This is a genomic window from Reichenbachiella sp. (assembly GCF_039941815.1).
Taxonomy (GTDB): Bacteria; Bacteroidota; Bacteroidia; order Cytophagales; family Cyclobacteriaceae; genus Reichenbachiella.
The window spans coordinates 188054-211302 of sequence record NZ_JBDVDW010000026.1 but is presented as its reverse complement, the minus strand read 5'-3'; the positions used below and the strand labels follow the sequence as shown (position 1 = coordinate 211302).

At 41.0% G+C, this 23249-nt stretch carries 19 protein-coding genes; 6 read left to right on the top strand and 13 right to left on the bottom strand.

Annotation, left to right across the window (positions count from 1 at the left end):
* The first annotated feature begins 136 nt into the window (after positions 1-136).
* Positions 137-865 carry a 1-(5-phosphoribosyl)-5-[(5-phosphoribosylamino)methylideneamino] imidazole-4-carboxamide isomerase gene (locus tag ABJF11_RS05595; RefSeq protein WP_348118660.1) on the top strand — a complete coding sequence of 243 codons (729 nt, stop codon included), beginning with the start codon at positions 137-139 and terminating at the stop codon, positions 863-865.
* On the opposite strand, the gene ABJF11_RS05590 is transcribed toward ABJF11_RS05595, so the two are convergent.
* The 7 genes from ABJF11_RS05590 to ABJF11_RS05560 form a co-directional block, all read right to left on the bottom strand.
* On the bottom strand, positions 862-2340 hold the full coding sequence (locus ABJF11_RS05590) for a DUF5723 family protein (protein WP_348118658.1): 1479 nt from the start codon (positions 2338-2340) through the stop codon (positions 862-864). The two genes, ABJF11_RS05595 and ABJF11_RS05590, sit on opposite strands and share 4 nt — an antisense overlap.
* Positions 2330-3958 carry a hypothetical protein gene (locus ABJF11_RS05585; protein WP_348118657.1) on the bottom strand — a complete coding sequence of 543 codons (1629 nt, stop codon included), beginning with the start codon at positions 3956-3958 and terminating at the stop codon, positions 2330-2332. The genes ABJF11_RS05590 and ABJF11_RS05585 overlap by 11 nt, the downstream gene beginning before the upstream one ends.
* Positions 3959-4106: 148 nt before the next feature.
* Entirely contained in the window at positions 4107-4589 is a 483-nt protein-coding gene (gene purE, locus ABJF11_RS05580; protein WP_348118656.1) for a 5-(carboxyamino)imidazole ribonucleotide mutase, read from the bottom strand.
* Positions 4590-5726, bottom strand: a complete 1137-nt coding sequence (locus tag ABJF11_RS05575; RefSeq protein ID WP_348118655.1) for a 5-(carboxyamino)imidazole ribonucleotide synthase — start codon at positions 5724-5726, stop codon at positions 4590-4592.
* Positions 5727-5790: 64 nt separating this feature from the next.
* The gene (locus tag ABJF11_RS05570) at positions 5791-7605 is read right to left on the bottom strand and encodes a hypothetical protein (RefSeq protein ID WP_348118653.1); all 1815 of its coding nucleotides are present in this window, start codon (positions 7603-7605) and stop codon (positions 5791-5793) included.
* 3 nt (positions 7606-7608) lie between these two features.
* Positions 7609-9720: a ferrous iron transport protein B gene (gene feoB / locus ABJF11_RS05565; RefSeq protein ID WP_348118652.1), complete on the bottom strand. Its 2112-nt coding sequence runs from the start codon at positions 9718-9720 to the stop codon at positions 7609-7611.
* 7 nt (positions 9721-9727) lie between these two features.
* Positions 9728-9952, bottom strand: a complete 225-nt coding sequence (locus ABJF11_RS05560) for a FeoA family protein (protein WP_348118650.1) — start codon at positions 9950-9952, stop codon at positions 9728-9730.
* Between the two features lie 146 nt (positions 9953-10098).
* Between ABJF11_RS05560 and radA the strand changes: the two genes are divergently transcribed.
* Complete coding sequence (gene radA, locus ABJF11_RS05555; protein ID WP_348118649.1) at positions 10099-11472, top strand: DNA repair protein RadA; 1374 nt, start codon at positions 10099-10101, stop codon at positions 11470-11472.
* An 87-nt stretch (positions 11473-11559) separates the two neighbouring features.
* Here radA and ABJF11_RS05550 read toward each other — a convergent pair whose 3' ends face one another.
* From ABJF11_RS05550 to ABJF11_RS05525, 6 genes are all read right to left on the bottom strand, one after another.
* Positions 11560-12657, bottom strand: coding sequence for a PepSY domain-containing protein (locus ABJF11_RS05550; protein ID WP_348118648.1), 1098 nt, complete (start codon positions 12655-12657; stop codon positions 11560-11562).
* 340 nt (positions 12658-12997) lie between these two features.
* Positions 12998-13420: a DUF1987 domain-containing protein gene (locus tag ABJF11_RS05545; protein WP_348118646.1), complete on the bottom strand. Its 423-nt coding sequence runs from the start codon at positions 13418-13420 to the stop codon at positions 12998-13000.
* Between the two features lie 351 nt (positions 13421-13771).
* The gene (locus tag ABJF11_RS05540) at positions 13772-15760 is read right to left on the bottom strand and encodes an OmpA family protein (RefSeq protein WP_348118645.1); all 1989 of its coding nucleotides are present in this window, start codon (positions 15758-15760) and stop codon (positions 13772-13774) included.
* A gap of 56 nt (positions 15761-15816) precedes the next feature.
* Positions 15817-16299: a hypothetical protein gene (locus tag ABJF11_RS05535; RefSeq protein WP_348118644.1), complete on the bottom strand. Its 483-nt coding sequence runs from the start codon at positions 16297-16299 to the stop codon at positions 15817-15819.
* 59 nt (positions 16300-16358) lie between these two features.
* Positions 16359-17375: a TerC/Alx family metal homeostasis membrane protein gene (locus ABJF11_RS05530; RefSeq protein WP_348118643.1), complete on the bottom strand. Its 1017-nt coding sequence runs from the start codon at positions 17373-17375 to the stop codon at positions 16359-16361.
* A gap of 113 nt (positions 17376-17488) precedes the next feature.
* Positions 17489-19276, bottom strand: coding sequence for an ABC transporter transmembrane domain-containing protein (locus ABJF11_RS05525; protein ID WP_348118642.1), 1788 nt, complete (start codon positions 19274-19276; stop codon positions 17489-17491).
* 109 nt (positions 19277-19385) lie between these two features.
* Between ABJF11_RS05525 and ABJF11_RS05520 the strand changes: the two genes are divergently transcribed.
* Genes ABJF11_RS05520 through ABJF11_RS05505 form a run of 4 tightly spaced genes read left to right on the top strand, consistent with a single transcriptional unit; the run spans position 19386 to position 23208 of the window.
* Positions 19386-19967, top strand: coding sequence for a TIGR00730 family Rossman fold protein (locus tag ABJF11_RS05520; protein WP_348118641.1), 582 nt, complete (start codon positions 19386-19388; stop codon positions 19965-19967).
* 60 nt (positions 19968-20027) lie between these two features.
* The gene (locus ABJF11_RS05515; protein WP_348118640.1) at positions 20028-21302 is read left to right on the top strand and encodes a DUF2851 family protein; all 1275 of its coding nucleotides are present in this window, start codon (positions 20028-20030) and stop codon (positions 21300-21302) included.
* Between the two features lie 3 nt (positions 21303-21305).
* Positions 21306-22538 (top strand): hypothetical protein, encoded by a 1233-nt coding sequence (locus ABJF11_RS05510; RefSeq protein WP_348118638.1) that lies wholly within the window; start codon positions 21306-21308, stop codon positions 22536-22538.
* Positions 22539-22569: 31 nt separating this feature from the next.
* Complete coding sequence (locus ABJF11_RS05505) at positions 22570-23208, top strand: acetyltransferase (RefSeq protein WP_348118637.1); 639 nt, start codon at positions 22570-22572, stop codon at positions 23206-23208.
* The last annotated feature ends 41 nt before the right edge of the window (positions 23209-23249 follow it).

Sequence of the window (23249 nt, the reverse complement as noted above, 5' to 3'; positions counted from 1 at the left end):
TCGCCCATTTCCTATTTGGGCTCTCATTGAAGAGACGATCCGGTAATTATAAGAATTAACAATTCTTTAAAGCAGTACGTTGCCTAGTTAACTGGATAATGTTTTTATTTGTTCACCTGTAATTCAAATATTGCGCATGCTATTAGTACCCTCTATATCAATCAAAGACGGAAAAGTAACAAGACTTACTCGAGGAGATTATTCTTCAGGTAAGATTTATGATGAAAGTCCAATTGATCTTGCCCGTCAGTTCGAAGATCACGGGATCAATCGACTGCATTTGATTGACTTGGATGGAGCCAAAAAAGGCACGCCCGTCAACTACCACATCTTGGAGATGATGTCAGGCTATTCAGACATTGCTATCAATTTTTCTGGAGGAATCCATACGGATGGTGACGTCACTAAATGTTTTGAATATGGTGCAGAAAGTATCACCTCTGCTACTATTGCAGTTTACAATCCCGATCTATTTACATCATGGATGATGTCTTATGGTCGTGAAAAAATTGCCCTCGGAGCAGACACTCTGGATGGTCTAATTCGCGTTGGCGGATGGCAAAAAGGAACCAAAGTGGATGTATTTGAGCACATAGATCATTTCTATTCTAGAGGTCTAAAATATCTTAAGACGACTGACATTTCTAGAGAGGGCGCTATGGAAGGGCCATCCTTCGAGCTCTATCAGCAGCTGACCGAAAAATTCACAAATCTATCCTTGTTTGCCAGTGGCGGAATCAGAAACGTGGATGATATTAGAAGATTAAATGATATCGGCGTCTATGGCGTAATCTTTGGAAAAGCATTTTACGAAGGAAAAATCACTTTAAAGGATATTGAAGGGTTTGCTGTAGCTATGAATTAGGTATCCCTAAACTTAGTCTTCTCATATACTGGACGTGGTCTTTGCTTCCTAATGATCCAGTATATCCCGTCACTTTTCTCTACTTTTTCCTTCTTGCCGTATGGAGATGGGTGCATCAGATCACTGTTGTCGTCCTTGGGAGATTTGCCTCCGCCTCTGAAAATAAGATTAAATCCAAAACGGAAGTCTACAGCGTCGATTTTCGGTACATCCCATACGCGTAGTAGCTTGTCCGAGGCCAAATATATTTGACCCGAACCAAAGTTGACGGCGGCAGCTAGCCCCAAATCTATTCCTTGTTGAGGTATCCGTGATACATTCGCAGAGACATCCAGGATACGACCTACTTTTCTGGTGTAAGCAGCAGAATAGATCATTCTGAAATTACCTTTAACAATATGGGCTGCAATAGAACCTGTAAATTTGTCATTAGGTGTGAGCTGGTACATCAGACTTGCGTATGAAGTAGTATTGAGTCCAGAGATGTATGTTTTATTCAACGTAGTGTCTTGTACTCTGTTTTTGAGAGAATCTAGGTAAGCATCTTCGAAGTTTCCTACGTCTGCAAGATCAATACCCTCAAATCTAAAGGTGGTATCGGCCATGGTGTAATTTTCTGGATCTACCTTCCATCTAATAAATCCAAGATCATTTACGGAAACAGCCGCTGATAATTCTTGATTAATTTTCCAATGGGCGCCAATATCAATACCTGCGCCTATGTTTCCATTGCTAATTAAGTGTGAGGATAGCTGATCACTATCAAATACATTGAAGCCCGAAGTGTTGATTACTGCATTATTCAAATCGAAGTTCGCTTGAAAATTCTCTTCTTCAAATCCAATCGATCCTTCGAATTTGCTATCTGTCATTGCGCTAATCATTCCGTTCAGGAATTTGACCCGCACACCGATATTAATGCCTCGATTAGGAATGCTTCTCCATATTCCAAAGCCATATTCGCGATAGTATCTCATATCCAAGGCAGTGCGACTGAGAGTAATTTTGTCACCTACCAGAGAAGTATTGCCATTCCACAAGGTGCTGACTAGGTTTTTACCGTAAAAAAGACGTGCAGCAACACGCTCCCTAATAAAAATAGAGTATGCTTTTGTTTTGGATTTTCGCCAACCCAAATAGAAAGTAGAAAGCTCAGCTTCGAAACTGAGGTAATTTTTCTTTTTGGCGTTGTCCACGATATTGTCAATATCCCACTCTTTATCGCCATTCTCGTTGATGGTCACCGCATCGTCATAGCTAAATCGGCCATTGAAATCTATAGCAATACCCGAAACTGCAGGGAGGCCTACAAAAACCTTTCCTTCTGGGAAAAAGGCTGCATTGAAATGATTCCCCTGAAATGTGCTATTTGACAAATGGTAAAGCGAAATACCAGATTGGCCATAAGAAATATGGGATCCCAGTAATCCAAAGAGACAAATGAGTATAAATCGAGATTTCAGATTAAAATTCATAATTCACATTTACTTGAGCGCCTACCTTTAGGATTAACTCATAATCTGAAAATATTTTAACATAGGTGTCTTCACTCGCTTCAAACGTAGTAAAGTGAGTCACAATATTTAGAATGCTTGCATCCAGTAATTCTTGATAACCATTTTCTCTATAAACCGAAACGGTATCTTTTGTCGTGATAGGCTCCTCAATTTTACCTGAAACGGGAATTTCTGGTACCTGAAGGAATGCGATGTCAGTAAACTCAAAAAGAACAGAGGAATCAGCCGCCAAAAATTGCATATCTACTGTCCCCTCGAAGGGCATTTGATTGACTGTGGTAAGGACTAGATTGATGGTGTCAGCCTCTTCAAAATCGAATCCTTCAATGCCGGTACCAAAATCGCGTTGGACGTCATTCATTTTCACAATCAGCGGAAGATTGATTTCTGTGATTACTTCGACTTCACTTCCGGAAGACACAAAGTTTCTATCACCGGTATCACTATCATTGTTATAATTAGCTGTTGCATCCACAGTTACTTCAAACAGGTTAGGAGAAATGCCGAGTAATTCTCTGAGATTAGAATTTGTTTCATCTACATTAATTATTGAGCTCACTGAGCTCCCCACCTGAGTCGTCCCAGGTGCTCGAACTAATTGTGGAGAAGAGACAGCGTCACCTGATAGTGCAAGATTGCTTCCTTCTGCATTACTAGCAGAAATACCTGATAAATTTAGACCCATCGGGACGCCAAATGAATTTTCTACATAGAAGTTCATTTCCGGGCTACCGAATTCAAGGCTATTTTCTGAAATTCCCTCAAAGAAGTCTACGTCGATAGACTGGCTTTCAATGTCTATAGTCTTATTTCCAAACCAACCAAAAATTTCGCTAAAGTCCGCATCAGTTATCGAGAGCGTGTAGTTAATAAACTCTGTCCCATTGACAAAATCACCCGTTTTCACCTTTAGTATTCCATCGAACTGGCCTGAGAAAAGGTTAGTGGATGTGGCATTGTCGAAGACAATAATGGTTTTGAAGCCGACCAAGGACTCATTTACGTTGTCCGTACCATTAGCTGGCAATGTTCCAGAAAGCACCATTGGATCGCCTGAACTTCGATTCACTACATCTGTGAGGGTGAGTTCATATTCGATGTCCTGGTTAAAACCATTTTCAATCACTAGAGCAATTGTACCAGCACTATATACTACCGAGTCTAGTTCTTCATTATTTGGTGAACTGTATTCAAAAGATAGATCTTGTGTGGGTATGACTACATCTTGATTGGTTGGAGAACCAGCGATAGGTGTTAGACTTGCATCTATGACTCCAGGGTTGCTAATATCCTCCAGCTCCACTATTGACAGGTAGTCATTAAAAAAAGTAGTGTCGCGATAAGAAATCGACAAAAGATTAGCGTTGTCTTCTGTGATTTCAATCCTTGGATCTTCGAGCTTCTCAATAAGATCTTTGATCTTATAGGTAGTTTGTCCGATTACAAGAGAATTGTGAGAAGTCAGATTCGGGGTCTCAATATTATCGAAGTCTAATTCTCCGGTATTACACATTGAGAATAGCACCGTTATTAGCCCAAGAACAGCGGCGTTTAGATACTGATATGTTTTGGTCAAGATAGAATTAGTAAGTTGCACAAATTTTATTTATTCCACTATAGCCACGTTGAATGGCAATATACGAATATTTCTAATCTTAGAAATACTAAATGCTAAACGGTTAAGATCAACTTTATTGTTTCTTTTACAAAAAGATAAGTGGATTTTATAGGGTACGAATCGATTCTTCTACTTTTTTCCTCATTTCAACTTTGTATTGTGCTAGTTTTTCTGCCACAGTTTCATCCATCGTACCTATGATTTGAGCAGCAAGAATGCCGGCATTTTTGGCACCATCGAGAGCAACTGTCGCCACTGGTACACCTCCTGGCATCTGAAGAATTGAAAGTACGGAGTCCCATCCATCTATTGAGTTGCTTGATTTGACCGGGACACCGATGACGGGGAGAGTAGTTAGTGAGGCTACCATACCTGGTAGATGGGCGGCACCTCCCGCTCCGGCAACTATAACTTTGAGTCCCCTGGACCTTGCGTTTTCAGCATACTCAACCATCCGATGTGGTGTTCTGTGAGCAGATACAATGGTTAGTTCGTACGTCACACCTAGCTGATCAAGTAGCTCCGCGGCCTGGTTCATTATGGTCAGGTCACTCTTGCTTCCCATGATTATTCCTACAGTCGGCTTCATCTATGCTTTGATTTTAATGGTTTCCTTCACAGAGCGAGCTAGCGATTTTAAAGCACTTAGATCATTGCCAACTAGCGTAATATGCCCCATTTTTCTAAAGGGTTTAGTTAATTTTTTTCCGTACAAATGTACATGAAGGCCATCAATGTTCAATGCTTCATCCAGGCCTTCGTATTGAGCCACTCCTGTATAACCCTCTTCTCCAAGCAAGTTAATCATAACAGACGCTCCTATAACATCAGTCTTTCCAAGCGGCAAATCAAGAATGGCTCGAAGATGTTGTTCAAATTGTGAGGTGATATTTCCCTCTATCGAGTGATGACCGCTATTGTGCGTGCGAGGAGCGCACTCATTTACTACGAGATTGCCTTTTTTGGTTACAAACATCTCGACAGCCAGTAGTCCAACCATGTCCAGAGCAGAAATTGTTTTTTTTGCCAATTCACTGGCTTTTTCTTGAATATCCTCAGACAGATCTGAAGGTGAAAACAAAAACTCAACCAGGTTGGCTTCTGGATGATATTCTAATTCTACTACCGGGTAAGTTGCCATATTCCCGCTTTTATTTCTCGCAACGATGACCGATATCTCTCTCTCGTAGTCGACAAACCTTTCGATAAGAGCGGGCCGGTCAAATCCTTTGGATATATCATCTTTGGATTTGATCACTTGAACACCTCGACCGTCATAGCCATCCGTCCTTAGCTTATGAACTCCAGGCAGTAGATGAGTAAGCGAATGAATGTCACTCACAGAAGAAGTCAATTCAAATTCTGAAGTAGGAATTCCGTTGTCTACGTAAAACTTCTTTTGGATTCCTTTGTCTTTTATGGTCTTTAAGACGTGTGGTTGTGGATAAACCTTCTTGCCAACTCTTTGCAGCTCTTCGAGCGCCTCAATGTTTACATTTTCTATTTCCACTGTGATCAGATCGCAGGTCAATCCGAAAGCCATCACTTGATCGTAATCCTTGATGTCTCCGTTTATAAATTCGTGAGCGATAGATTTGCACGGTGCATTTGGATCAGGATCCATCGATTTTATTTCTAAATTAAAGTCGATTGCTGACTGAATCATCATTCTGCCGAGTTGTCCACCGCCCAGGACACCCAGTTTTACATTTGGATCGAAGCTCATTTATTAATCAATTGGATTGAATGCTGCAAAGCTAAGCAGGCCATGGCATTCCATAAAGCGAATTTTAGATTTTGATTATCCCCATTTTTTCCATGAGCTTACTCGCATTGAAGCTTGTACATGGAGATAGGGAAAGTTTGTAGTCGAATATTATCTCGTCACCATTTATGACACTATTGAAACTCATATTTTGCACCTTGGGCAGATCCTTGGATAGGGTAGATAGTTGTATGTCATGGGTAGAGACAAGTCCTCGACATTCATGATTCACGAGTTGGTATATAAGTGATATGGCTCCTTTGTGTCTGTCCTCAGAATTGGTGCCTTTGAGTATTTCATCCAGCATGAAAAAGGTGGGCTCATTTTTATTCAGCAGATCCAACAATTGTTTGAGCCGTTTTAACTCTGCATAGAACGAACTTACATTTTCCTCAAGGTTGTCCTGAGTACGCATGCTGGTAAAAATTTGGGCCAAAGAGAATTCAAACTTTGATGCGCAAACCGGGGCACCAAGCTGAGCTAAAACTAAATTGACTCCGATAGTGCGAAGGAATGTGCTCTTGCCTGACATATTGGATCCGGTAATGAGCCCAAGTTGGCCTTGACCTGAAAGTTCAAAATCGTTAAGGACTCGTTGAGAAGGGTTGATTAGAGGATGACCCAGGTTTCTTGTCAAAAGGTGTTGACTTTCGGAAGTTACAGTTGGAAAAACGAAGTCTTGATTTGTATAGGCATATGAAGCCAAATCATTGAGTGCATCAATTTGATGTACTGCATCGAACCACTTCTCTACCTTATCAATATTTTTCTTCTTCCATTGTACGGCAAGGATCAACCAATTGACATCTAAAAGAAAGAGTACGTTGAATGGTAAGTACAAGATATTAGCTCTATTTAATAAAAACATTAATATCCTTCTCAGTGATTTGATAGAGCCAGAAGCGGAGCCATTTTCTGTCTTCAACTGATCATGTAATGAGATTAGCAACTCAGATTGAAATGATTTTTTTTCTATTTCCAGGATTACGTTTTCATAACCTTTGAGAAATGAAGCGATATTCCCAAATTCGTTGGTGACCTCCATGGTTGACTTAAAAAGCACTGATAACAATCCAATATTTACCAGAATTGGAAGATAAATCCATTGATAAGGCCATTCCAAAAATGCGATACCGAATATGAATATCACGGAGACTAGTGGCATTAAGAAACGTGCAATAAGCCAAAAGGGATTTTTCAGTAGATTTAGATTATCATCTATCCATTGGATCAGCGAAAGAACAACGTTGGCATATTTCTTATCTTCCTGATCACCATGATACCCGTATGCCGTGAGGTTTTGCCTCCATTCCGTGTTTTTCTCAAGCTCTTTTACCGCAGTGTGTCTTTCCTCTAAGTTATTTTTTGAAGACTTATTCAGGAGCCATTTGGCCATGAGGTCTCTGGTGCCACGCAGTCTGCTTCTTACCAGCAGTTGAAAGAGAGAATTAGAGCCAAACAGGTCTAAATCTGGCGCGTACTCGTGCTGATGATCTAAGTAGTCTATGCCATCATCCAGGCCAGACAGTCTGCCTTCTGTGCGCAAAAGTTCGTCTTGATTGATGGCCGACAAAAACTGATGCTGACGCAAAGAGAAATTGACTTGATTGTGCTTTTTGACAAGCCAGCCGAATAGGGGGACAAATGCTAGAATTGCTATTAACGCTAGCTGAATAGCTCTTACGTTGGTGAAATAGACAATGGCCACCACCACACCGACGAACAACAATACTCTAATCCAGGATAAGGTTTTAACCCGGGTTTCGAGTGATTGAATTTGACCTTGAAGGTCAAAGATGCGGCTCTCAAAAAAGCTCTTAGTATCGGTGGGATTTGTCATGTGTTATTTTAGCAATTGGTAAGCGACAAAGGCAAAAACATAGGCAACAGTAGACATATAAACGAGTTGAAGTAAAGGCCATTTCCAGGACTTGGTTTCTCTATATACGACGGCGAGCGTACTCATACATTGCATGGCAAACGCATAAAACAACATTAAAGATACACCTAGGGCTATGGAGTACATGGGCTGACCTGTGGTGGGGTTGATTTCTGCACGTAGCTTATCTTTGATTGTGGATTCGTCTTCTGCATCTGATCCCACGCTATAAATGGTTGCAATTGTCCCTACGAATACTTCTCTCGCAGCAAAAGAGGTGATCAATGCTATACCAATTTTCCAATCGTATCCTAAGGGTCTTATGACTGGTTCTATGGACTTCCCGAGTAGTCCGGCATAGGAGTATTCTAATTTGTGGGCACTCAATAAATCCTCAAATTCAGGGGACTCAAGTTCCAAATCCGGATGCTCTAATCTTATCTTTTGCTCGGCCTGTGCGAATTCTTCTCCCGGCCCGTAGGAGGCAAGTACCCATAGAATAATGGAGATGGCCAGGATGATTTTACCAGCCTCAAAAACGAATGTTTTACTTTTGGAAAAAATTGTAATCCATACATTTTTCCATTTCGGCCAGCGGTAGATTGGAAGCTCCATGATAAAGTAGCTTTGCTCTTTTACCTTGAGGATCTTCTTCATCAACATGGCTGAGAATATGGCTCCTAAAAAACCAATGAGGTAGAGGGCCATCAGAGTCATGCCTTGAACACTTATAAAACCAAAAACGTACTCATTGGGAATCACTAAGGCAATCAAAATAGCATATACTGGTAGGCGAGCTGAGCAGCTCATAAAAGGAGTTACGAATATGGTAATGATTCTATCTTTCCAACTTTCAATATTCCGAGCAGCCATGATGGCAGGAATGGCACAGGCAACACCAGAAATCAGCGGGACAACGCTTTTTCCGTTTAGCCCAAATTTTCGCATGATTTTATCCATCAGAAAAACAACTCGCGCCATATAGCCAGACTCTTCCAAAATTGAAATAAAGCAAAATAACAGTGCGATCTGTGGAATAAAAATTACCACACCTCCCAGTCCGGGAATGATGCCTTCGGCAATGAGATCTGTCAGTACACCTGCTGGCAAATACAGCTTGGCCCAGGCGCTGAGCTTAGCAAATCCAAAATCGATGTAGTCCATGAATGGTTCTGCCCAAGCGAAAATGGACTGAAATAGTATGAATAGTATGGAAAAGAAGATGAGATATCCGTAGATTTTGTGTGTTAGAATTCTATCTATCTTCAAATTTTTAGTCGAGGTACTTTTCAAATTGGTCTTAGTGACGATTCGAGAAAGCTTGTCCCTGATCACTTTGTATCTTTCGACTGTCTCAATTGTTTGAAACTGCCGATCACAAAAGTTGTACTCTACTTTTTTGTCTGCAATGAAGGCTTTTTCTTCGTTGGTAAGAAAGCTTTTGCTGTAGGTCTGCTGTGCGTATTGGTACGCGATATAATCGTTTTCTAATCCGAACTTTTCTTTGATTACAGGGATGATCTCTGGAGATAGCAGGTTGATGTCATAAAACAACCTATCTGAGGAAGGAAGTTCTTCGCACAGTTTTTTTCTAAGCTCAGGGATGCCTTCTCCACTACGGCCATTTATAGTGAGTACATTAGTGTCGAATTCTTCCTCAAGTGCCCGCAGGTCAATATTCAGACCATTTTTATTGGCTACATCCAGCATTGACAGCGCCAGGATGGTTGGCAATCCCAGGTCTTGAATCTCAGTAAAGAGTAGCAGATTTCGTTCTAGATTAGAGGCATCGGCGATTACTATTATTTTATCTGGAAAGTCTGAAGCATTTTGGTCGCTGAGCACATCAAACACTACTCGTTCGTCCATGGACCTTGGGTATATACTATAAGTACCAGGTAGGTCTATTACATTGGCAGTCGTACCATCTTCACGAAATGTACCAGAGACTTTATCCATAGTGACTCCTGGGAAATTTCCTACTTTTTGATTCATCCCTGTGAGCAGGTTGAAGACAGATGTTTTACCGGCATTTGGATTGCCGACCAGGGCTATATTGAGAGGGATGTTGCTCATGGCTGATTTAGGATAATGTAATGGTACCAGCCTCTTCCAGACGCAACGACAGGTCATACCCCGACACTCTAATACAGATCGGATCCCCAAGAGGGGCTGCAAATTTCATTTCTACTTCTGTTCCGGGTAGTACGCCCATTTCAAGAAGCTTCAATGAGATATATTCATTGGTAAAATTATTTACGATTCCCTTTTCACCAGGCTTTAGCTGCGCCACCGATCTCATGAACACTTATTTAGAACTATTAAAAATAAGGACAAAACTATGGGATTTGACTTTAGGCAGCAAGTCTATTTTTATGACAAAGGTCATTGTCTGTAAATTGTTATTTCTTTTTAAAAATCGAAGTAAATTGTCGCTTCAAATCGAAGGATCAAATGGCCAAAACAAAATCAGCTTTTTTCTGTCAAAACTGTGGTGCGGAGTCACCAAAATGGATAGGTAAATGTCCTGCATGTAATGAGTGGAATTCGTATGTCGAGGAGGTAGTCGCATCTTCTAAATCGAATGAAAAAATCTGGTCTGAAGATGAGAAGAGTGCTCGCCCCAACCAGGCCGTTGCTATTCAGGAGATCAAAGCAGAAGGTGGTCAGCGGATCAAGACCACAGATGAAGAATTGAATCGAGTGTTGGGTGGAGGGATCGTACCAGGATCGCTGGTGTTGATCGGAGGCGAACCAGGGATCGGTAAGTCTACCCTCTTTTTGCAGGTTGCGTTGGGACTGAGTGATAGAAAAATATTATATGTATCTGGAGAAGAAAGTCCCCAGCAAATAAAAATGCGAGCAGACCGCATGCAGATGAAAACGAATCAGTGCTTGTTGTTGGCTGAGACCTCCTTGGTTAATATTTTTCAGCAGATCAAACAAGTCAAACCAGATGTACTGATCATAGATTCTATCCAGACCTTGTTTACAAATAAGGTAGATAGTTCTGCGGGTAGTGTGAGTCAGGTGCGCGAGTGTACTGCCGAACTACTCCAGTTTTCGAAGTCGTCTAATGTGCCGGTTTTCCTAATAGGACACATTACAAAGGAGGGTACAATAGCAGGCCCCAAGGTGCTTGAACATATGGTAGATACTGTACTGCAGTTCGAAGGGGATAGACATTTGAGCTATCGCATATTGCGCACGATCAAAAATCGTTTTGGCTCGACCTCTGAGCTAGGCATCTATGAGATGCTTGCCACAGGCATGCGGCAGGTGTCCAATCCGTCCGAAATCCTAATTTCTCACAAGGACACGCAACTAAGTGGGGTGACAATCGGTGCGTCCATAGAAGGAAACCGACCACTGCTCATTGAAACTCAGGCGCTGGTGAGTGCGTCGGCGTACGGTACACCTCAGCGAAGTACTACGGGATATGATGCCAAGCGTCTGAATATGCTCCTTGCAGTGTTGGAAAAACGTGGAGGGCTAAAATTGGGCAACCAGGACGTATTCTTGAATATAGCTGGAGGGCTAAAAATCGACGATCCTGCGTTGGACTTGAGCATTGCAGTATCTATCGTGTCTTCTTATGAGGACCGTACAGTCAGCTCTGACATATGTTTTGCTGGGGAAATAGGGCTTGGTGGCGAAGTAAGAGCGGTTCACCGTATTGAAAGTAGGATTAGCGAAGCTGAGAAATTAGGATTCAAAAAAGTTTTTGTCTCTAAGCATAATGCCAAGTCGCTTGCAGCACTTGATTTCAATATCGAAGTGGTGTTAGTTCAAAACATCGCTGAGGTGTTCAAAAAGCTCTCAGAATAAAATATCCCGCACCAATAAAGGCGCGGGATTGCTCAGGAATCGCCACAGCCCTAGGCCGCGACGAAGGTCTTACCATAGCTGTATGTCCTAGTCGAAGAATTCCTCAAAGAGAATATCTCCTGTTGTTGCGTCGATTCCGAATTTGTACAACTCATTCTGACCATTGTCGATTTTCACGACATATGCCCAATGACCTGCTTCCTGATGCCAGATTTCTTCAAAGTACCAGTAATAGACCTCTCCATCAAAGGCATCTTGGGCTATCTCAATAGCTTCATTTAGTGAGATGAAATTTTCTCCGGGAGTCAAATTATAGTCATATGGGCCATCTTCATCTCTTGCATCTATCAGGTCTTCTGTGTCTTCGGTGATGACTAATTTCACCAAAGCGCCAGAGGAAGTTTTCACATACAGATTCCAGTAGTTGACCTCTTTCTCTTGGTAGCTAGATGCTTGTATCAGATCAGCTTCAATGTACCAGCCAATAGCTTCTAGTACGTTGTCTGGCACTTGTTCGTCTTCTTCTTCGAAGTCATCTTCATCTTCCTCCTCTATTTTATTTATATCCAGTATCTCACCTGAAAAAGCATCAATTTCGACTTCAAATTTCCCGAGGCTGGTTTCGACATGCACCTCGAATTCCCATCGATTATCTTCTTCTAGTTCCAGTTCCCAGCGAACGATCTCACCGTTCAGAGAGTCTTTGGCAAGTAGCAGAGCCTCGGAAAGCGCGAGGAAACTTCCCTGGGGGTCAATATCATAATCAAATAGGCCTGATTGACCCTCAATTTCGAGAATCTCAAAGATGTCTTTGACAATGACTACCTCTAGTGTACCTCCTGAGGCTAGCAGCAACTCGATCTCATAGACTGGTAGGCCTCGTTCTTCACTTTCCGTAATCTCAATTTTCTTTGCTCCCTCCAGCACTTCAAGAATGGCTGAGGTCAATTCGTCAATATCAGTACCCAGTTTGCGACCACCACTAGTGACTGCACTGAGTAAAGCTTCCATGGGAGTCTCGAGTGCACTAAATTCCTCGATGGTTAGGTCATTGAATTGTTCGCTTTCATAATCTCCAATCTCAAGATTGGCCAGATCATCTGTAGTTTCATCTGTGCAGCTTGCCATAGATAGTAGTACAAGCGCCATGAAATACACCAATAAACTTTTAAATTCCTTGTCCATTTTATTCGGTTTTAAATAGGATAATAGTAATTAATACTTGATTTATAATGTGACCATAATCCTGATGTATAATTATTAACATAATTAATTATACAAAACAAAGATTATGATTTGCTGAGTGTAAAACGGACTTTTGGAAAATTATATTAGGTTGGAAGGGTGACTTTTAGATGACTATTAGCAAGCGGTCGACGAATGGCTGGATATGTTAGATTTAAATTTGGCTTGTCGAATAGCTATTTGGTGCCTTTGAATGCTTATCTGGAATACGGCACAAAAAAAGAGGCGATCTCAAATGGAATTGAGACCGCCTCTTTTGATTTGTTTATAGACTTACTGGTCAGTCATTTGACTCTTGTTTCATTTCACCCAAAATTTTTATTTCAGGGATCTCTACATAGTTAAACTCATAGTTGAAAAAAGAGCTAAGATCTTCACCTGCCTCCAGCATATCTTCGTCGCCCTCTTCATAATACCAATTGATGCGAATTTCTTTGCCTCGCTCAATTTTAAGGTCATTCAATTTCTTGAAAAGGATGTAGATACATTTAGAAGAGCTGGTATTGAAATATTCAAATGCGGCATTTAGAGTAATCGCCTCTTTAGCAGTTTTACCAAAATGATCAATAGAATCATTTATATACCTATAGAATACTATGGGATTTTCAGGACTGGACTTACCTCTGATATCCAAAAGCCCTTTTCCCGGATCGAAATATATGGATGGTGTCACCCTGGTCGCTCTAATAAAAAAACCTTTCATAAACAGAATTTTGTTCTCATAGCGTCATTTTATGATGCTCATCTTCTAATGTACTTCTCGAAATTTACCTGATAGTTTCAAATCCAACCTAATAAGCAATTAGGGCAGGATCGTATGCTAGCTGGCTGAATAAGATAATTTCAACTTCAAAGATGATCTGAATTTTAAAAAAATAGAATACGGGATTCTCCTAAAATTCAAGTTTACTTTATAAAAGGTACTATAATGGTCAGAATTAGCAAAATAAAGAAGACAAAAGGACTAATATTTGTCAAATATTTCATTCTTATCTAAGTGAGTATCAAATATTAATAGGCCCTTAGGTAATTTCCCTATTCAAGAAGTAAGTGATTATTGCGAGTCTTCGTCGTCGTCAAAAAAGCGATCTGTTTCGTCGGCATCCTCGGCGAGCTGTTTCGCAAACTTTTTATTGTACTTCGTCACTTTGAATTCTGTACGTCTGTTGACCTGGTGTTCTTCCTCGGTCTTTGCGTCTTTTACTATCAATTTGGTCTCACCATATCCTTTGGCAATCATTCTTCTACCTTCTATACCTTGTGAGGCGAGATAGTTTACAGCAGACTGTGCTCTGCGCTGCGATAAGTTCATGTTATAGTCATGACTGGACCTGACGTCTGTATGTGAGCTCAGCTCTATATTGATCGTGGGATTGTCTTTCATTAAAGTTACCAGCTTGTCCAATTCGGCAGCTGCTTCTTCCTTGATATTGGCCTTGTTCAGGTCATAGTAAATGTTGTTTAAGACAATTGGTTTGTCAACCACAATTTTATCTAGTGGCAGATCGACGTTGAATTCCACATTGGTAATCATCTCTACCAAATCTTCTCTGTTAGCCGATTTCCCAACGGTTGAAAAGTCAATTCTTGTCGTAAAATAGTCTTCTTTTTCGGCTACGAGATAGTAGGTCTCTTCAGAGAAAACTCTAAATCTGTATTTGCCATCCACTTGAGTAAATTTTTCGTCGATGATCTGGTTGTCCTTGTCTCTCAGTATCACCTTGGTATTGGAAAGGGGGCCAAGCGTTCCGTTGTCATCATGTGTTTGGGTAACGCCAGAGAGCCAGTAATTTACAATTTTCAGATCTGGATCATCATTTACGAAAGTATAGAGGTCGTCGTCTCCTTTACCACCTTTTCTATTGGAAGTAAAAAATCCTCTTGAAGGATTAAATAAGAAGAGCCCGAAATCGTCTGCGTTAGAATTTATTGGTGCACCTAGATTTTCAAGTTTAATATGACCTCCCTCTCTTGTAGCTTCAAAAATGTCTAAACCACCAAACCCAGGCCATCCATCTGAGGAGAAATAAATTTTTCCTGTGCCGCCCACATATGGGAATATCTCGTTGCCAGGAGTATTGATATGTTCACCCATATTTCGAACGTCTACCCATCGTCCTCTGCGGTTGAGGGTGGCGGTATAGATATCCAATCCTCCAAACCCTCCTTCTCTATTAGATGAGAAATATAGCGTGGTGCCATCCGGACTTAGTGACGGAGTAGAGTCCCAGGAATCCTGACCGTTGATACTCAGTGGGCGGGGGGTCTGCCAGGTTCCGTTTCTAAATCTTGTGAAGAAAAGATTGACTTCGTTGGAGCCTGAGGATTTTCCTGAATTGCCTTTGGCGAAAATTACAGTGTTCCCATTTTTGGACATAGTGATAGAGCCCAGATTGACATTGGGTTCGTTTACAATAGGGCTTAGTTCTTCCAGGGTGGCGATGTCCACATTTGCCCCACGTGTATTGACAACATAGATGTCCGTAAACGGCGTCCCTGTCCCTTTATAAATTTTACCGCCATGTCGATTGGACGTAAAATATAGTTTGCCGCCACTGTAAAATGGAGAGTATTCCGCATATTTCGTATTAAGAGCTTCGAGATTCTTGACTCTGAAATAATTGACTCTGGTCTCTATGTCGGGAAGTTGACCCAGATTATTGAGTTCTCTTTCAGCTAAAGCTACAACGGTCTCGTCTTGTCCTTTCTTTAGGTAGTTTTCTAGCACTTTGTTGGCTCGTTCTACATCATCATTGGCCTTTAGCGCAACAGCATAGTAGTAGTACGCACTTTCGTCTTCGATACCAGCGTCGATAGCGGCCATATAGTACGGCTCAGCTTCTTGAATCCGATTTGATTTTCTGTAGGCTTCTGCGAGTAGAAAATTTGACTCTGGATCATCAGGCTTTATTGATTTTTCATATTGATATATGGCATCGCTATACTCTCCAGATTCAAAACTCTTATTGGCTTTTTTTGAGGCACTGCAGGCGGCAAGTGCTATAATCAGAAATACGTATAGAAGTTTGTTAACAAATGTCATAGATTCCATATATTATTTGGCTAAATATAAAACACATTGCTCATATACGCCCCTTACTAAAAATAACGCTTTAGCCAACTGTTTTTTGCTTCCACTTGCCATTGCTCATTGTATGACTTTATATCTTCCACTAAATTATTGAAGGTGAGCGTGTTATCAGCAATTTTTCCCAATTCTACCTGAGACTTGATGGCGGTCATCGGGACTTCAATTATCTCGTTATCAACTAGAAAACAAACTTTGGTACGGTCGAAAAAATTTATCTGAAGCTCTTGTTCTAGTGATTTAATCAAATGCACGGAAGCATCGATTGAGCATCCACTTGCTAAATTGAATCCTTCATCTACACTGATCACCAAAAACTTATCATGAACGATTTGAAAGGACGATTTGAGCGATTGCCCATGAGCCGCCCATTGTTGCATAAACTCTTTGCAGCTGTTCTGGATTTTCTTTTGATCTTGTCCGGTAAGAAACCTATCGGCTTGGTAAATCCAAACTCTTGAGGATTCAGCCATTTCTTCAAATGGGATGTACATAACAATATTCTTTTAGATGCCTAACGGAAATTGGCATTCAAAAGTAATGATTATCACCGTTAATTTTTGGTGGTTTCTATTGGCTCTACAATTTCTTCTGGTTGAGGGAACATAATAGAGAGCACAATAGACAAGGTAAGTGCAACTATGATCACAATAAATGACCAGATGACTGGGATATGTGCATGCTCAACACCAAACGCCATATTGAAACCCTGTTGTACAATACTCATTTCCATCAGCATTTTTACGCCAATGAATATAAGTACCACGGAGAGGCCTTTTTGAAGCAGGTAGAATCTATCCAAAATATTAGCAAGCAAAAAGAACATAGCTCGCAATCCCATGACAGCAAATATGTTGGAGGTATAGATTACAAACTCATTTTGGGTAATAGCAAAGGCTGCAGGAATGGAATCTACGGCAAAAATCAAATCGGTAGATTCAATTAAGAGAATCACAAGAAATAATGGAGTAAACCATAGTTTGCCCTTTTCGATAAATGCAAATCTGCCACCCCTGTCTTCGTTTGAGATTGGCAGCACTTTTTTAGCCCATCGGGTAAGTAAGTTTTTCTCTGGTTCGATTTCCATGTCATCATCTTCATTGAAGATTTTGATGCCCGAGTAAACCAGAAATATCCCGAAAATGTAGAGAATCCAGTGAAACTCTCCAATAAGAAGTGCTCCAAGAAAGATAAAAACCGCTCGAAAAAGTATGGCTCCAAGGATACCCCAGAACAAGATGTCATGGTAGTATTCGTCTTTGATTTTGAAATACCTGAGTATTAATAGAATTACAAAAATATTGTCAACAGAAAGGGCCTTCTCTGTTACGTAGGCCGAAAAGTACTCCAAGGCGTCATCTGCTCCGCCTCCAAAAAAATAGATTAACCCACCAAATATTGAGGAAACTACGATCCAAAAGATCGTTTGGAGAAGTGCGTCTTTTTGGGTGATTTTTGCTGGCCCCTTATGGAGCAGTCCCAAATCGACTAATAGGAATAAAATGATCACAATTCCGAAGACGCCAAATAGCAGGACTTCGTTAGTGCCCGAAAACAAATTGAGAATCATGGATATGTTTATCTTGGTGGTTTTTTCTACTTGTTAATTAAAAATCTCAACTAACAAGGCGCAAAGGAAATGATAATCAGGGAGATAATGAAATTTATATAAGAATTGTGTATTTATTTCACTAGCTGCAAATTCACAAGATGGTGATATGTACCCTTCAGGTTGTCTATCAATTCGCTATGTGCACCGGATTCTTTAATGCAGCCGTTTTCAATGACATAAATCTGGTCCACCTCTTTTATCGTTGCCAATCGATGTGCAATGATCATTGTGGTTCGACCTTTCATGAGCTCTGTGAGGGCCAATTGGACTTGTTGTTCTGATTCAGCATCTAATGAGCTGGTGGCCTCGTCTAAGATCAAGATAGCAGGATCCTTGAGTATAGTCCTGGCTATTGCAATTCTCTGTCGTTGACCACCTGACAGCTTTACCCCGCGTTCTCCGACGAGTGTATCCAATCCATCTGGAAAAGAATTGATAAAGTCCAATGCATATGCCTTCTTCGCTGCAGATTCTATCTCTTCATCTGATGCCCCAGGGCGACCGTAGGATATGTTTTCTCGAATAGACCCGCCAAAGAGGATGACTTCTTGTGGGACAATTCCAATGTTTTTTCTGAAAGCCGATAGATCGTAAGAATCAATCGATTGGCCATCAACTTTGATTTCTCCACCATATCCATCGTAGAGCCGCATGAGCAGATGGGCAATCGTGGACTTACCAGCACCACTTTTTCCTACCAGTGCTACTTTTTTTCCAGCATCAACTTTCAATGAAAGTCCTTTCAGCACAGGTAAATCCTTTCTGCTTGGGTATTGAAAATCTACTTGCTCAAACTGGATATCACCTTTTATTTCATCCAGTACAACTTCTGCGTTTGGATCAGTCTCGGGAGATTCATCTTGTATTTCTAAAATCCGTTCTGAAGCACCAATGGCTCGCTGTATTTGCCCAAACAAATCGCCGATTCCTGCAATGGACCCACCTATGAAAGCAGTATAAAAGGCAAATGATATCAAGTCTCCGACGGTCATTTCACCCCGCTGAAGTAAAAGGGCACCATACCACATGATGGCTACCATACCACCAAAAAGGGCAAAGATGATGAATGAAATAAAGACTGCTCTGTAGGTGGCAGCTTTCAATGCAGTCGTGACGACCTTTTTGAGTGACTTTTGGTATCTGAGTTTCTCAAAGACTTCATTGGTAAATGACTTCACCGCCAGGATAGACTGCAGCGTCTCTTCCACAATTGTCGACGATTTGGCCAGTTCATCTTGGGATTGACGCGAGAGTCCACGAATTTTCTTTCCAAAAACCATAGCTGCAATAATCAAAACCGGGAAGGTCATTAACATAAAAACACTCAAAGCAGGCGTGTTGACAAAAATTACTGCTGTGCCTACCACGAGAGTTACTACTTGTCTGATGACCTCAGCAAGTGTAGTAGAAAAGGTAGTCTGAAGCATAGTGACGTCAGCAGACATTCTACTCATGAGATCACCAGTGCGGTGTTTATCAAAAAATGGAATTGGCAAGTATAATAACTTGTTGTAAAGATCGTGTCGGACATCGGCCATGGCATTTTCACTCACCTGAGCAAATAAGTACACCCTAAAGAATGAGATGATCCCCTGGAGGAAAAGAATCACGATCAGACTGAATGCTATGGTGTCTATATCGTTTAGGATCCAGGTGCCCTCTCCGGAGGCGACATCAATCAGCTTGCCAGCAATCAATGGAAATGCAAGAAGAAGAAAGCTACCAATCACAAGAAATATAAGCCCTACAATGAACTTTGACTTGTAGGGTAGTAGGTATCTGAAAATTCCCAGCAGCTTCCCAAAGTTTTCTTTGTTTAGCGCACGCTTATCCTCCTCCTTGATTTTTTCCTTTGCCATATCTCTGCTTAAAATGTGCGCAAATTTATCTCGCCTAATCCACACGTCCAACTTTTATAATTAGAGTGCGAATAGTTGGGATTTTCGGATCAGCCACTAACTTAGTTCTATGAAAAGTATATGTGTTTATTGCGGGTCATCCAGTGGCAATGATAAAATATATATCCAGGCAGCAGAAGCCTTGGGAATAGCGTTGGCGGCTAAGAAAATCAGACTAGTGTATGGAGGTGCTCAAATTGGAATAATGGGTGCAGTTGCAAATGCCTGCCTTAGCAATGGTGGACGTGTGACTGGTGTGATCCCGGGTTTTTTGGATCAAGTGGAGATCACCAATACAGAAGTCACAGAGCTGATTCAGACGCAAAATATGCATGAGCGAAAAACGATCATGGTAGAAAAATCAGACGCGTTCATTGCCATGCCTGGTGGATTTGGTACTTTAGAAGAACTGGCTGAAGTTTTGACATGGGCGCAGCTTGGATTGATTCAGAAACCGATTGGCATTTTAAATATCAATGGATACTATGATAAATTGCTCGAACTGATCCAGCACATGCATCAAAGTGGATTTGTAAAAGAAGCAAATCTTAAGTTGTTCGTTTCTGATTCTTCAATAGATGGATTGCTTAAAAAATTGAGCACCTTTGATGCAGGTGATCAGTCTTTCACACAAAAGCTTGGTCTCACCTAAAACTGACTTCAGTCAATAGTGCTCAACTGACTATCTTTTTCAACCGACCAATACCTAACCGTGCGCGAATCATTCCTACATTTTATCTGGCAATTTCAAAAATTCGATACTATTGAGCTCTCTACTGTAGAAGGAAAGCCCTTACAAATTTTCACTAAAGGTCAATATAACACCGACGCCGGGCCGGATTTTCTCAATGCGAAACTCCTGATCGACGACATCACATGGTATGGTCATGTCGAGCTACACCTGAAATCATCTGATTGGAACCGTCACAAACATCAATATGATTCAGCCTATGATAATGTAGTGCTGCATGTAGTCTGGGAACACGATCTGGAAGTTTCCTGCAAGAATGGACAAGTGCTTTCCGTGCTTGAGTTGCAGGATAGAATTGCTCCAGAATTACTTCTAAAATGTAATCAACTCGTCAAAAGCCCTGAAAAAATCCCATGCGTTTCTCAATTTGACCAAGTTCGAGACATAGACAAGCAAGCCATGATAGACTATGCCGGCGTAGCACGACTAAAGCAAAAATCTGAAAGTGTATTGCAAAGACTGGAAAAAAACAAAGGTGATTGGGCGGAGACCACCTTTCAGCTTTTGGCCGGAAATTTTGGATTCAAAACCAATGATCATGCTTTTCTCAAACTGGCTGAATCTGTAAACCATAAAACACTACTCAAACATGTGACGCGTCCTGATGAAATGGAGGCACTCATTTTTGGAATGGCAGGATTTCTTGTTGATAGAGAAGATGGCCATGCTGTCCTGCTGGGAAATGAGTTTGACTACCTTTCCAAAAAGTACCGACTGACAGATCTCTGTATGGTACGTGCAGAATGGAAGTATTTGCGACTTAGGCCAGGTAATTTTCCGACGGTTAGGCTGGCACAATTTGCTTCCTTCCTTTCAAAAAATGTCAAATGCTTCGATCGGTTCCTTCATTTTGAAAATCAAACTGAGCTCCTCGAACTTTTTGATTTTGAGGTGTCTGATTATTGGAAAGTACACTATGATTTTGGCAAGAAAAGTAGTCGAATCAAAAGAGGCATCGGACGTTCCAGTATAGATTTGATCCTGATTAATACAGTAGCTCCTTTACTGGCAGCCTATTCGCAGTATACCAACGACGATCAATATATGCAGAAGGCTATCCAACTGCTCCAGCTGGTCCAGCCAGAGAATAATAACATTATTCGCATGTGGGAAAATCTGGAATTGAAGGCCAATGATGCCTTCGAATCTCAAGCACTGATTGGTCTTAGAAATGAATTTTGTTTGAAAAAGAAATGTCTATCTTGTAAAATTGGAGTAAGTCTCATCAATAGCTAACACTTGCAGATAACCCTCATTTATATTATCAATACAGCACTACTGATAGGTATCAGTATGACGGGTTATTCTAAATACAAGCGCACACTGTTACGAGCGCATTATTGGCCCGCCTTAATTTTAAAGGTATTGTGCGGCATTCTACTTGGTCAATTGTTTTTGCATCACTATCGCAATGGAGATACGCTAATGTTTTATGATCAGGCCCTTGCACTAACGAGCCTTGAATTTGCAGAGTTTTTTAAGGCCATTACGGCCTCGACCGTTCCAAGTCAGCCAGTCAGGGCCATTTATTTTGTCAGAATTACAGCAGTATTACAATGGTTGACGCATGCTGATTATTGGTTGCTTTCAGCTTATTTTTCATTATTTAGTTTTCTTGGTAGTAGCTATCTGATTAATAAACTCACCCAGTGGAAACCGATGATGATCGGGTCAGCCACAGCAGCTTTTTACTATTTCCCATCCATAATATTCTGGTCTTCTGGATTGCTCAAAGAAAGCCTGACATTCGGTGCCGTCACCTTTTTGATTGGTGCTTATTTGTCTTGGCGACAAAGCAAAAAAACACGACTGAAAGGCCTGTTTATTGGTTTTTTGGCAGCTATTATTCTTGTCAGTATCAAATATTATATCGCAGCAGTCTTTCTTCCTTTGCTGATCTTTCTGATTATGTATCATCAGAATTTTTGGGACAATCGTAAGATTTTTTCTCTATGGAAAAAATCCATTTTACTCGCTTTTGCCTTGCTCCTTCCTGTCCTGTTTTTTCTTTCATGGTTAAATCCGAATTTGAGTTTCTCTGTGCTTTGGGAAGTCATGAATACTAGTCATCAGGAATACCTTTTATTGGCTCCTGAGGGAGCTCTCTACGCCTTGTATTGGTTTGGTAACGACCTCGATATCCTGATCAATCTACCATATTTGTGGTTTTCAGGGATATTCCGCCCATTGGTAGGCGAGGATATAACTTTTCCAGCGCTATTTTCTTGTATTGAAAACTCACTGTTGCTAATAGGTGCCCTCTATGGACTGTACAATGCTCGAAAAAAGTCCTACACTTGGTCTATAGAGCTAGTGGCCATTGTTATTTACATCAGTGCTTTGTCTATTTTTCTTAGTTATTCGGCCCCTAACTTTGGCACTCTTGCTCGGTTCAAAATTTATTACCTCCCATTTGTGGTGCTTCTCATTTTAAACACGATCCCAATGCCCAAATTTCTCTGGAATAATTAACTGGTTTGATTAGAATATCTAACTTTGCCGCATGGAAAACCCCGTTATTATTTTTGGTACAGGCGGTCTTGGAAGAGCTGCACTTGAGATTTTTGAGTCCAACGGAAATGTTGTTTATGGATTTCTCGATGATGACAAAAAACTGCATAATACTGAAATAGATAACATTCCTGTTTTAGGCAAGACCACTGACCAAGGATTTTTGAAGCTGATTGGCCAAAAATGTGAGGCATTCGTAGCCACTGATGACAACAAGGAAAAACAATCCATAGCGAAGGCCTTGATCGAGAAAAGAAAGATTATGCCAACCAACGCTATCCATTCATCAGCACATATTTCTAAGTCTGCGCTAATGGGTCATGGCAATTTTATCAATGCCAATGTCACTTTAGGAGCGGGGACAGATATGGCAAATCACTGCATCTTACATAGTGGATGTACAGTGGATCACGATACAAAGCTTGAGGATTTTGTACAGGTAGGAGCTGGAGCAACCGTCAGTGCCAATGTGGAACTGGCTGAAAGTGCCTTTATAGGTTCTGGCGCCGTCATAGTAAGTGGTGTGAAAATTGGAAAAAATGCCAGAGTAGGGGCTGGTTCGGTCGTGATTGCCGATGTGAAAGCAGGAGAAACGGTATTTGGTAATCCTGCGCAAAAAATAGAGTCATAATCCGATCATTCCGGCAAGGCTGCTTTAGATTTTTACTATCT